Here is a 12,965-nt window from a genome sequence, read left to right as displayed (position 1 = left end):
AATCAATTCAGAAGAAATATATGAATAAATTAAGAAATAATAATATATTAATAACTAATATATTAATAAATAATATATTAATAAATTAAAAATTTATAAAAAAATAACTGATAATATATTGATTTTTTAATAACAAATGCAAATGAGGGGGTATTATGAGCATTGTTAAAAAATCTATTGCAGAAATGATAGGAACTTGCTTTTTAGTGTTTTTTGGTACGGGTTCTGCAATTATGGCACTATTAATATCAAATAGCTTAGGTATGCCAGGTATTGGAATACTTGGCGGAATTGGTGAATGGCTGGCAATTGGTTTAGCATTTGGTTTAGCAATTACTGCCTCAATTTACGCTGTAGGCGCTGTATCGGGTGCACACATCAATCCAGCTGTCACAATTGCCTTATGGGCAACTAAGGAATTTGACACAAAAGAGGTCTTACCGTATATATTAGCTCAGTTAATCGGTGCTACACTCGGGTCAATACTATTGATAGGTTGTATCGGTGCTTCAGCGGCTACAATTGGCGGATTGGGCGCTACAGCTCCATCTGCAGGATTTACATATATGCAGGCTATGCTTGCTGAAATAGTAGGTACTTTCTTATTGATGATAACAATTATGGGTGTAGCGGTCGATAAAAAAGCTCCAAATAAATTTGCAGGGCTTATAATTGGTTTGGCAGTTGCGGGGATTATCACGACGATAGGCGGTATCTCAGGAGCTTCCCTTAACCCAGCAAGGACTTTTGGACCTTATTTAATGGATATGTTCTATGGTATTGACTTATGGGTTTACTTCCCAATATACGTAATAGGTCCAATTTTAGGGGCATTAATCGGTGCTTTCATCTATAAATACATACGAGAAGAGTAATTAAAATAAATTCTTTCTTTTTTACTTTCTTTTTTTTAAAAATTAATAAAATAGTATTTACTGTTATTAAAATAAATTATTAAAAACTTATAAAAAAATTAAAAAAAAATTAATAAAAATTATCTAAGTAAATAGATAATATTTTCCTCAATTTCATCTTTTGGTTTTTGCGTAATACTGGATAAACCTTCTGCAAATACCATTGCGTACTTCATAACGTACTTTCTCTTCTGTTCTTCTTCTTTAGCTTTTCTAATTCTTGAAATATAGTTATTTAAATCTCTACCGCAAATCATTAAAGCTTGTCTTATTTCGTTAAATATCTCTTCATTATCCTCAGTACCGGTTGAAATCGCTTGTTTACCTGCTGAAGTATATGGGATATGAGTTGAAATTAAGTTAACAAATATGGTAATTGGTGCATCTTCATCACTTCTTAAACCGTATCTCTTCCAATTAACGCTTTTTACTGCGTTTGTCAAACCACAACCTGTGGTATCAAACAATAAAGGCACGTGGTTGGAGTTTCGCATAATTTCCATTTTTCTACCGTTTTCTCCGAATCTACCTGCATTACCGCCGTATGCGATACCTACCTCAACTGCGAAAGGAATTCCACCTTTATAGGTCTTAGGTTTTCTGGTTAAAGTCTTTAAGAAATCTGGTTCGAGTGTTTCAAGTGATTTTAAAATGTTTTCATCACCGATAGGTCTTAAACCTATTGTAGATGGTGCCATAAAGTCCATATCTTGAAGAACGGAAACCAACAATTCAGCTTCTTTCCAATCAACATCTTTTGGATTAATCTTTAATAATTTTTTAATTCCTTTTTTGTATTTCTCTAATTCAACATCTGAAACCATTGAAAACTCAACTAATGAATTCACAAAACTTTCAGGTCTTTTTGTAATGTATCTTACTTTTTTCCTGAATTCATCCATTTGTGAAGCATTTAAATATTGTTTACTTACATATTCCACAAAATTCTCTGGTTTCTTCTTAAATTGATTTCTAATTTCTTTAATATGGTCTTCATCAAATTTATTGAATAAATATTCTGTAATTATATATTTTAAGTAATATTGTTTTAATTCAGATAATCCTTCTGGTAATCCTAAAATTAAATTGTTTACTTCTTCAATTTCCTTTTTATCAAAATATTTTCCATATTTATCAAAGTAGTACTTGAAATCAGCGTTTAAATAACATTCGATAACTGTATCCCAGAAAAAGCTATCTCTATATTGCTCTAATAATTTATCCCTTAAAATGTACATTTCCAATTCTTTAACTCTTTTAGTGGTCACTCTTGACAATTCAGAGCTTAACATACTTGAAAGTCTTGAACTTTCTGTTTCTCTTGCAATGTGCAACATTTCATCGGTTGTTATACCGTGTGGGTGAGGTTTCATTTCTTCAGGTTTTTCCGGAACTTGGAAAACTGTTCTATCGAATAAAACTTCTTCCTCGGGGTCTTTTAAGGTTATTTTTGAGTGAGGTGTTGATAAACTAATTCTTCTAAGGTATTCGAACGGTCCTTGTTCTCTTCTGCTGTAAGTAACTTCTTTAAACTCGCCTTCTACTTTAGTACCTCGGTACATTCCTTCACGTGTTTTGTGGCTAAGTACGTCTCCTTCGTTTTTGGAGATACTCATTTGTATATCCATTTCGTGAATAACGCCATCGCCGGTTGAAGTAGTAATTTTTAAAGGTTTTCCTGTCGTCATTTGTGAAAATAACAATACACCAGCTGCACCGATACCTTGTTGTCCTCTTGATTGTATCTGCCTGTGTAATTTTGAACCTGCTAACATCTTACCAAATACTTTTGGCACGTACTTAGGAGGTATACCCGAACCGTTATCTTCTACAATGAGTTTGTAGTATTCGTTGCCCAATCTTTCGATTGTAACGTTTATATCTGGCAATATTTCAGCTTCCTCACAAGCATCCATACTGTTAGTCACCAACTCGTGTATAATGGTTGTCATACTTCTTAATTTACCACTATAACCTAACATATGCTTGTTTTTTCTAAAAAATTCGGATATTGAGTGTTCTTTAAACTCATCGAATAGATTGACTTCATCAGCCATAATATCACCAACATTAATATTGTATCGATATATCGATATTGATAAATAATAAAAAAATGTTTTAAATTAAATAATTTAAAATTTAGAGGTTATATATTCAGAATTTGAACCCCAAATTTACATACTAATTTTTAATTTTACATTAATTGTAGTATATTCATTTTAGTATATTAAATGTACTGTATTAATCATTTAAATTTAAATTTTAAGTTATTATTTTATTAAAAGATTACTTCTTGCACCTTGACCTATGCCTTCGTTAACGGTTGTTTCTATCCATTCTATGCTATTCAAAAGCCCTAACTTGTCCAAACCATTTTTAATATGTTCTCCGAAGTATTCTGACATTTCTTCAGCAGTTGTCGAAGCTAATGGCAACATTAACACATCTTCGCAAGGGAACATATATTTTTTAAGTTTTCCATCGTGATTATATTCCATAAATAAATAATCGTCTTTTATTTCGTATTTTACCTCAGGATGGTATTCAGGAACTAATAATTTATGGTCCATTTCATTTGCAAGCTCTTTTACAATGCTTTTAATGACTTTAAAATCACATACAAAGTTAAATTGTCCCGTTTGTTCCCCAGACAATTTAACATCTATATAGTACGAATGACCGTGTATTACACCACAACTTTCGTGTCCAAATACAATGTGGGCTGCAGAAAATCTTAAACCGCCGTAAATTCCGTTTAATTCGATAATCATAATTTATCACCGTTATTATTAATAATTACACGTTAATAATTACACGTTAATAATTACACGTTAATAATTACACGTTAATGGTTAATGGTTAGTGTTTAATAGTTAGAAATTATTTTAAAATAAATCATTTTGTATTTGATAATAATATTTTTTATTTGATAATCATAAATAAGATGTCATATTATAATGTCTTTACTATTGTATAATATTATATAAACTTTTTAGAATATTTAATTAAATTATTAAATTTAAAACGTGAAAAAATGAAAAATATTAATTCGAAATATTGGGTAAAAAAATTAGATTTAGAGCCACATATTGAAGGAGGGTATTTTAAAAGGATATATCAATCCGAAGAAACTATACACCTAAGCAATTTGCCAGACTACTTTAAAAATAAAACTAATGGTGAAAATTTAGAATATAGATATATTTGCACTTCAATTTATTATTTATTGGAAAAGGGGCAAGTTTCGAAATTTCACAGAATAAAATCTGATGAAACTTGGCACTTTTATGCTGGAAAACCGCTAAATATTTACACAATTCAAAATGGGGAACTTTTAACATATTTATTGGGCAATAATCTTGAAAATGGCGAGAGTTTCCAGATTACGGTTCCAAAAAATACGTGGTTTGCTGCCGAGCCGTTGGGCGATTATTCATTAGTTGGTTGTACAGTCTCACCAGGTTTTGAATACGTTGATTTTGAAATGGCAAGTTTTGAAGATTTAAAAAAGGATTTAATTGATTTAAATTTAATGAATGAGGATAATAATAATAATAATAATATTTTAAAATTTATTTCTAAAGTGGAATAATTAAATAGGTTATATGGCCTAAATAAATTATCTAATTTAATAATATAACATTGTATTTATAAGTCTTTTAATTTTTTCAATGCTTCAAAATTCTCACTCATTAAAATAGGGGTACATTCCCTTATTTTTTCAACATCCCAATTCCACCATTTGATATTTTGTAAAATTTCTATTTTTTCGTCGCTAAATCTCTTTTTAATGACTTTTGCGGGACAACCGCCTACAATAGTGTAAGGGGGCACATCTTTAGTTATAAGACTTCTTGTACCTATTACAGCACCGTCTCCGATTTTTACGCCTGGCATAATGAGAGATTCGGCACCTATCCATACATCATTCCCTATTATAGTATCTCCCTTTTTTACAAATTCTTTGGGGGTTTCAACATCTAAATCCGTAGGCGTATGTGAAATAATGGACAAAGGGTACACAGAAATGTGATTATAACAATGTCCTTGGTTTCCGCCCAACATAAATTTTACACCTGATGCAATACTACAAAACTTCCCGATTATTAATTTATCGACAATTTTATCCTTATCCTGTTCATCAAGGTACATTATACAATCTTTAAACGAATGACCGTGATAATAGCCCGAATAATAGGTATATTCCCCGATTTCTACGTTTGGGTTATCGATTTTTTTTATATTAACGTTTTTTCCAAAGTTATGATTTTCTAACGCCCCTACATTCATTATTTGTATGTCCCTATAAGAATTAAAAAAATTTTCAGCCATAAAATCACCAATATTCTGATTTATAGATATTTAATTTGTACATATTATTTAATAACTTAATTACATATACTATGATATTATATATTATAAATGCGAATCTAATAAATCATTAAATATTGTTATTTAAAATTAAACTTAAAATTAAGTTAAACTTAAAATTAATTAATACATTATTTTAGCAAAAATCATATATGGGACTAAACACGGTGAAACTATGCAAGATTACGAAAACGTAGAAGTTGTAAAGATTCCAAAAGACAGAACTGGCGTTCTTATTGGAAAAAGTGGCGATACCAAAAATAAAATAGAAGAAGCACTTGGTATTGAAATAGAAATCGATGAAGAAGGGGAAATCACAATATACTCAACCGATAAACAGGTTGACGCCCTTTCACTATGGAAAGCGAGAGATATTGTTAAAGCTATTGGCAGGGGTTTTAGCCCAGAAAAAGCTTTAAAATTACTTTCAGATTCGTATATGTGTGAAATAATTGATATTTCAGAATATGCCAACTCAGAAAAAGCTTTATTGAGATTAAAAGGTAGGATAATAGGTAGTGGCGGAAAATCACGTCGATATGTTGAAGAATTAACTGGTACATACATATCAGTTTATGGAAAAACTGTCTCCATATTGGGCGAGTTTGAGCAAGTACAAATATCAAAAGATGCTATCGAAATGATATTAAAAGGCACTTCTCACGCTAAAATGTATAAATTCCTCGAAAGACATAGACAAAGCGTAAAAAGAAGAGAATTAGAATTATGGAAATAAATGGATGAATAAATAAATAAATAAACATATTTTGTTTTACTATTTTTATTTTATATTATTTTATTATTCTTATTACATTCCTATTTGCTATTTTTTCATTTATTATTTTTAAATTAATTTAATATAAAGGACTTATTAACTCGTATTTTTTTATATGGATATTACAACGATAAGCAATTTATAAAAATAATTGTTTACTCGAGTGATAATATAAAATATCGGAATTTTTAACATATTAAACTTCTAAAAACGTAAGGATATACTCATAAGTATAACGTAAATAATATTATTATATACGATATATTAATAAAAAAGTACGTTGTACGTGATATATCGGTACTTATTCATAATATTTATATATTGTGGATAGAATACTTATTATATCATTAGATATAAACTAATAGTAAAATACCTAATAATTATGTATCAAATATGTATCAAATATGTATCAAAAATAAGTTGTGTATCAAATTAATTTAATATTTGGGTGTAATTAACCGAAAGTATAATATTATTTAAGTTGGAGTGAATATAATGACAAAAGAGGAGTTCAGAGAGATTAATCTTAATAAAAGCACCGACCCCCTTAGTAATTTTGACAATAAAAATGAAAATAACGAATGTAATGAAACTAATGAAAACATTAAGAATAAAAATATTGGGGAAACTAATAATAACGGTAAAAATGACCTTAGAAATATACATAATATAAACGAAACAAAAACTTCAAACATATCTAACGAGATTTACAGTTCGAGATTTGAAACTACAAACAAAGATTGTATAGACAAAGTATATAGTTTAGACGACCTCGACCCTAACATATTAAAAAAAATATCTTCATTGTTTTCAAGTGAAGTTAGGGCTAAAATATACATATTTTTGAGAATGTATCCCGAAAGTACTGTTGAAGAAATAGCGGAAGGTACCAATATTTATTCGTCTACAGTGCGAGACTATATAGTTGAAATGTATCGAAACGACTACGTAATTCGTAAAAAAATTAAAAAAAGTAAATTTGGAAAAAAACCGTATGTATATTGCGCAATAGAGCCTACTTTAATGGCTAAAAAAGTATCAAAAAGCTTAAAAGATAAAATAACCTTATTAGCGAATATTGATATGTTTTTCAATCCTCAACACGATGAAAAAACTGTAATAATAGATGTAATCAGTAGTAAATCAAGTAAAAATATACAATAACAATTAATAACAATAATAACAATTATAAACTCCAATTATCATTTATTTTTTAAAACGTCTCATATATTATATATTTATAATAACTCATACTTATCAAATAACAGAATTTTTAATTTAATTTTTTAAAATTGCATAATCTTTTTTTAAAATATTAAAATAGTGATTTAATACCTTTTAATCTAAAAAAAAGGAATAATTATGTGAATATCTAAAATTAAATAAAAAATTATATAAAACAATAAAGTCATAAATTAATTAAATTAATATTAATATTATTTCTTTAAATGATACTTATAGACAGTATATATCAAAAATTCATAGCTTTAATTTAGTATTTTAATATTTATTAATAATTTAATTTATTAATTTAGTATCATTCTAAGAAATAAATAATTACCAATCGGTGATACTATGAATCTCGAAGTTTCGGTCACGGAAGCAATGAGTGCTCCCGTAAAAACCGTAAAACTGGACACTACATTATACGAAGTGGCAAACACATTAAAAGAACACGGAATCGGTTGTTTAATTGCTCTCAACGACTTAGAAAAACCAGTGGGAATAATCACGGAAAAAGATTTGGTTTTAAACGTAGTTGCAAGAAACTTAAAATCGAAAGAAATTACCGTTAGAGACATAATAAGCTCTAAAAAATTAATATCTATTTCACCAAGGTCCACCGTGATGGATGCAGCTAAAAAAATGGATGAATTAACCGTTAAAAGATTACCTGTAATCGATGGTGATAAATTATTTGGTATTATTACAGTAAGTGATATTACAAAAGTTTCACCAGAATTATTTAATTTACTATTAGAAGCTTCAATAATTCATGAAAACGAAAATGAATATGATTTCGTAAAAAAAGATGAAATAAACGGAATTTGTGAAATATGTGGTGCTCAAGATAGTGTAAACTGTATAAATGGTAAATATATATGTAGGCACTGTATGGATAGCGGATATTCGTCTAAAGAAGAAGATATGAATGAATATGATAAATACGCTGAAAATTATGAAGATTATGAAGATTACGAAGAATATCAAAATGAAGATATGAAAGAATAACTTTAAAATAGGTCAGATAAAGTAATCTAAAAAATCTACGCCGATAAAATAAAGGAAATGATAAATAATAATGATAAATAATAATAATAATAATAACTAATAATTATAAATAATAAATAATTTAACGCATAACCAATTGAGATTAGAGGGATATTTTGAAAATAACTTCCATAATTAATCCTGAAAAACAAATAATTAAATTATTCCCTACAACATCCATAATAGATGCATTAACAATGCTTTATAACAAGAATATGAGAAGAGCTATTATTGTTGATGCAGGGACTAACAGGGTAGTAGGTGTATTAACAAATACGGATATAGTTAATCTATTTGGTGGCGGTTCAAAATATAATTTGGTCAAATCTAAGCATAATGGGAACTTTTATGCGATGATAAATGAACCAATCAAAGAAATAATGACGGAAGACCCAATATGTGTTAAAGAAACAGCTTTAACAAAAGAATTGGTTTCTTTATTCGTTGAAAGATATGGTGGTTTACCAATCACCTCAAAAGATGACATATTGATAACAGTAATCACAGAAAGGGATTTATTGGACAAATTGGCGGATAAATTAGATGTTAATTTAAAAATTAATGATTATATGACTAAAAATCCAGTTTTGGCATCTATGGGTCAAACTTTGGGTGATGTTGCAAAAGTAATGCTAAGGAATGGATTTAGAAGACTTCCTGTAGCTTCAGAAGGTAATTTAAAAGGAATAATCACATCTACGGATTTTATAAAACTAATTGGTAGCGAATGGGCGTTTGAAAAACTTAAAACTGGAAATATTGACGAAATAACCGATACAAGAATCAGCGAACTTATGAATGAAAATGTAAAAACATTAACGCCTGAAAACAGTATTTTAGATGCAGTCAATTTAATATTAAATAATAATTTTGGGGCAATTCCGATTGTAGATTCTGAAAATTCTACCAAAATAGTGGGAATAATTACTGAAAAAGACATATTATCCTGCTTTTGCAAATAATTAACAAATTAAATACATTATATTTTTAAACTATTTTTTATCTTTTTATTTTATTTATCTTTTTATTTTATTTCGTTTTTTTATTTATTTTTATAATTTTGTTTATTTGTTGATAAAATATAGTAATAATGTTTAATATACATTTATATTATATATTCTCGTCATATCGACAATTATAGTTAAAAACATAGATAATATTATAGTTATTACCAAAACGATAGGGTATAATCCGTCAAATCAATAAATTATATATAGAAAAACGTTGATAGATAACTACACTTTCAATTCAACATATTTATATAAATATGAAAATACCCTTAAGTGAATATCCCCCAGGGTAGTATCAGTCTTACTATAAAATATGATATATGAATTGAAGTTATTTAATTAGTAGTTAGATATCTTGTAATATGGATAGTTGCACATACAACTATTTGTATATCCATTAGTTAGTAATACAGTCAACAATTGATTTTAACTAAATAAATGGTTAATTAATATTAAAAAATTAAAATAAACTAAAATAAATTAAAATAAATTTTATGGAAAATTATAGATTTCCACATATAAATACAACTATTTGTAAACATTACTCCGACACCCCTAACATAGCATATGGCATAAATATGACTATAATTGTGTCCGAATCTAATCACAACGATAGAAGCGAAAGAGATAATTAGGAGGATAGGATGCAACACAAATTAGATATTGTAGAAACAGACTATTACTTGGGTTTAATAGATAGATACGATACGTTTGTAGAATGCTTAATAAGAAATCCCGAAATTAAGGAATATTTCCCCGAATTAATGAGCAATATTGCAAAATGTATGAGGTTATATGAAGACTTATCATTGTTATATAAAGGACATATTTCAGAAATTAAAGTTTCAAAAAATAACCCTTATGTAATTTATTGTTTAGAAACTTTTGAAAATATAATGGAATGTAATAGTTATACATCTAAAATTTTAACATATGTAAGAACTGAAGAAAATAACTATTATAGAATATCTGGAAATTTTGTTGATAATACTCCTCAAAATCACAAATTTCCAATATATGAGTACATAAGCAATTTCTTAATAAAAATTGTATGTAAAATCAACAAAATAAAAGAATTCACAAACGATAACTTTGAAAATTTCAAAGAATTATGTGAAAGTGGAAAATGTACTATTTCCGTAAGCTATCTTTAACTTATTTCTAAATACCTTAAAAACATATAGCTACTTATAGATACTAATAACAGCTTATAACTATTTATTAACTATTTTAATTACTTCACTATTGCGTACCCGTACAATTTAAACATATTTTTGATATTATATTGTTAATACTTATTTTACGACCTTAAGGAAAATTAAATATAAAAATTAAATCAAGATAGTTATGTATAAATATTATAAAATATTATATAGTAAAAAAGTTAAAAAATTAATCAAATAAGAGTCTTTTAATAATATTTGCTTTTAAAAATTCAACGAACTTTATGCATACAATTCGTTGTACTCATTATTTGAAATGATTTACATTTCAATAGCTTGAACTATCTTATCTAAAATTAAGATTTTAAGATATGTTGGCTCTTTTATGATAATAAGAAAACACTGATAGATACATCTATCAAAAAATAACAGAATATAAATTCAATATAAAATCTAATAGACTAAAATCTAATAGAGTAGATATAATACAGATAAATACAGATAAATACAGATAAATACAACTAATTAAACAACCAATACACTTATAAGGTGAAAATATGGCTGGAACAAAACCAAGCGAATTAGGAGCATTGAAAGAAGGACAATACGTAGTTATCGACGGTATTGCATGTAGAGTTGTAGGTACTGCACACTCAAAACCTGGTAAACACGGTGGTGCAAAAGTAAGATTAACTGCTATGGGCATCTTTGAAGCTACTAAAAAAGAACACGTTGGACCTGCAAGCTCAAGAATCGACGTTCCACTTATTGACAAAAGAAAAGGACAAATTTTAGCAATCGTTGGAGAAGACCAAGTTCAATTAATGGACTTAGAAACATACGAAACATTAGAATTAGATATGCCTTCAGATGTTCCAGGTATTGAAAGCGGTGTGGAAGTAGAATACTTCGAAGCTATGGGTAGATACAAAATTACAAGAGTTATCAGCAAATAAGTAGATAACTTGAATAAAACAATAAATTAAATTAAATATAGTTCATAAATTACTTTTTTTAATTTTTTAATGGCAAATTTAATCAAATTTAATTGATATTCGCATATAATAAAAACAATATATATTTAATTTTATTGATAAATATATTAATAGGAATAATGTTTTAATACTATAATTTTTAGTATATAATTTACTAATTCAAAATAGTATATAACAGCATAGAATAATTTAAAATATAGAATAATTTAAAATTTATAACAAAATAATCATATTAATCATATAATTATGCGAGAGGATTAAATGTTTGAAAATATAATTACCGATTTACCATCTTCTTTTATGGCATTAGTTGTTTTAACCCTTGTAATAAACTGGGGTTCCTCAAAACTCGGCGACAGTTTGCATACACTCGGTGTTAAACTACATATCCCCGATTCTGTTAGAGGTGCAACTTTCGATGCCGTAAGCTCGTCATTTCCCGAATTAGTAACTGCTTTAGTAGCTGTTTTAGTATACAACCAATTTTCAGATGTTGGTTTGTCAACAGTGTCAGGTTCTGCCATTTTTAACATTTTAATCATCCCGATGTTTTCAATATTTTTCTATAAAGCTGTTAAAACCAGCAAAAACAATAAAAATAGTGAAAATAGTGAAAATAGTGAAAATAATACAATTAGTGTTGATAAAAAAACCATAATACGGGATACCTTATTTTATATCCTCTCTATCGGAGCTTTAATATACTTCACATTACAAGGACAATATACCCAATTTTCAGGATACGTATTGCTTGCAATCTATTTTGCATATGTATGCATACTATACTCACAATATAAATCCCATAAAAAGAATATAAAATCGTTAAAAGAAACTGTTGGATACTGCGATGAAGAATGTGAATTCGAAGAAGATATGACTTATTCCGAAATTATGTTCTGGATAACTGCAGGAATATTTATAATTTGGTTCTCAATTGACGGATTAGTGCAAGCTGCGATTACATTATCAAATATATTGAATATTCCGGTATTTATTACGTCAGTAATCATAGTAGCTGCCTGTACATCAATACCTGATACCATATTATCAGTTAACTCTGCGAAACGTGGAGATGCCGACGGTGCAATTGCTAATGCGATAGGTTCTAATATATTTGATATCTGCATTTGCTTGGGCGTACCCATGATAATTGCAGGCGTAGTATTGCCAGTTGACCCATCTGAAAGCTTAGGTGTTTTAGCTTTCGTCGTATTGTCAATGATTACCACATCGAGTTTATTGTTAAAAAATAATGTATCGAAAAAAGACGCTTATCTAATGTTTTTCGTTTATATATTATTCATTGTATACATTGTTGCAAAAACTTTTGGCATTATTCAATTTTAATAAATTTATAAGGGTATTGTATATTTAAAATGAAAATTAAAATGAAAAACGAAAAAAATTTAATTGAAAGATAATAATGTAAAAAAGTAATATAAAAAATTAAACGTTATTCTTTTATT

Annotated in this window: 12 protein-coding genes; 9 read left to right on the top strand and 3 right to left on the bottom strand. The window is 27.8% G+C overall.

Going from position 1 to position 12,965, the window contains the following annotated elements; all coding sequences use genetic code 11:
• Positions 1 to 155 precede the first annotated feature (155 nt).
• On the top strand, positions 156 to 875 hold the full coding sequence (locus tag J3E06_RS06110; protein WP_013179741.1) for an MIP/aquaporin family protein: 720 nt from the start codon (positions 156 to 158) through the stop codon (positions 873 to 875).
• A 119-nt stretch (positions 876 to 994) separates the two neighbouring features.
• On the opposite strand, the gene J3E06_RS06105 is transcribed toward J3E06_RS06110, so the two are convergent.
• Together J3E06_RS06105 and J3E06_RS06100 are read right to left on the bottom strand one after the other, a co-directional pair.
• Positions 995 to 2,971, bottom strand: a complete 1,977-nt coding sequence (locus J3E06_RS06105; protein ID WP_013179740.1) for a DNA topoisomerase VI subunit B — start codon at positions 2,969 to 2,971, stop codon at positions 995 to 997.
• A gap of 213 nt (positions 2,972 to 3,184) precedes the next feature.
• Positions 3,185 to 3,685 carry a 6-carboxytetrahydropterin synthase QueD gene (locus J3E06_RS06100; protein WP_013179739.1) on the bottom strand — a complete coding sequence of 167 codons (501 nt, stop codon included), beginning with the start codon at positions 3,683 to 3,685 and terminating at the stop codon, positions 3,185 to 3,187.
• Between the two features lie 263 nt (positions 3,686 to 3,948).
• Between J3E06_RS06100 and J3E06_RS06095 the strand changes: the two genes are divergently transcribed.
• The gene (locus J3E06_RS06095; RefSeq protein ID WP_013179738.1) at positions 3,949 to 4,506 is read left to right on the top strand and encodes a cupin domain-containing protein; all 558 of its coding nucleotides are present in this window, start codon (positions 3,949 to 3,951) and stop codon (positions 4,504 to 4,506) included.
• A gap of 56 nt (positions 4,507 to 4,562) precedes the next feature.
• Here J3E06_RS06095 and J3E06_RS06090 read toward each other — a convergent pair whose 3' ends face one another.
• The gene (locus J3E06_RS06090) at positions 4,563 to 5,204 is read right to left on the bottom strand and encodes a CatB-related O-acetyltransferase (protein WP_418904718.1); all 642 of its coding nucleotides are present in this window, start codon (positions 5,202 to 5,204) and stop codon (positions 4,563 to 4,565) included.
• A gap of 256 nt (positions 5,205 to 5,460) precedes the next feature.
• Between J3E06_RS06090 and J3E06_RS06085 the strand changes: the two genes are divergently transcribed.
• From J3E06_RS06085 to J3E06_RS06055, 7 genes are all read left to right on the top strand, one after another.
• Complete coding sequence (locus J3E06_RS06085; RefSeq protein WP_013179736.1) at positions 5,461 to 6,021, top strand: KH domain-containing protein; 561 nt, start codon at positions 5,461 to 5,463, stop codon at positions 6,019 to 6,021.
• Between the two features lie 534 nt (positions 6,022 to 6,555).
• Positions 6,556 to 7,224 (top strand): TrmB family transcriptional regulator, encoded by a 669-nt coding sequence (locus tag J3E06_RS06080; protein ID WP_013179735.1) that lies wholly within the window; start codon positions 6,556 to 6,558, stop codon positions 7,222 to 7,224.
• A gap of 411 nt (positions 7,225 to 7,635) precedes the next feature.
• On the top strand, positions 7,636 to 8,292 hold the full coding sequence (locus J3E06_RS06075) for a CBS domain-containing protein (RefSeq protein WP_013179734.1): 657 nt from the start codon (positions 7,636 to 7,638) through the stop codon (positions 8,290 to 8,292).
• A 155-nt stretch (positions 8,293 to 8,447) separates the two neighbouring features.
• Positions 8,448 to 9,293 (top strand): CBS domain-containing protein, encoded by an 846-nt coding sequence (locus J3E06_RS06070; protein ID WP_013179733.1) that lies wholly within the window; start codon positions 8,448 to 8,450, stop codon positions 9,291 to 9,293.
• Between the two features lie 692 nt (positions 9,294 to 9,985).
• On the top strand, positions 9,986 to 10,495 hold the full coding sequence (locus J3E06_RS06065; protein WP_013179731.1) for a hypothetical protein: 510 nt from the start codon (positions 9,986 to 9,988) through the stop codon (positions 10,493 to 10,495).
• Positions 10,496 to 11,061: 566 nt separating this feature from the next.
• The gene (locus J3E06_RS06060) at positions 11,062 to 11,460 is read left to right on the top strand and encodes a translation initiation factor IF-5A (protein WP_013179730.1); all 399 of its coding nucleotides are present in this window, start codon (positions 11,062 to 11,064) and stop codon (positions 11,458 to 11,460) included.
• A 300-nt stretch (positions 11,461 to 11,760) separates the two neighbouring features.
• Positions 11,761 to 12,846, top strand: coding sequence for a sodium:calcium antiporter (locus tag J3E06_RS06055; protein WP_013179729.1), 1,086 nt, complete (start codon positions 11,761 to 11,763; stop codon positions 12,844 to 12,846).
• The last annotated feature ends 119 nt before the right edge of the window (positions 12,847 to 12,965 follow it).

Origin of the sequence: Methanococcus voltae (genome assembly GCF_024807655.1) — an archaeon.
Lineage (GTDB): Archaea > AGJL01 > Methanococci > Methanococcales > Methanococcaceae > Methanococcus > Methanococcus voltae_D.
The sequence above is the reverse complement of the archived record's forward strand: the minus strand, read 5'-3'. Positions and strand labels throughout refer to the sequence as shown.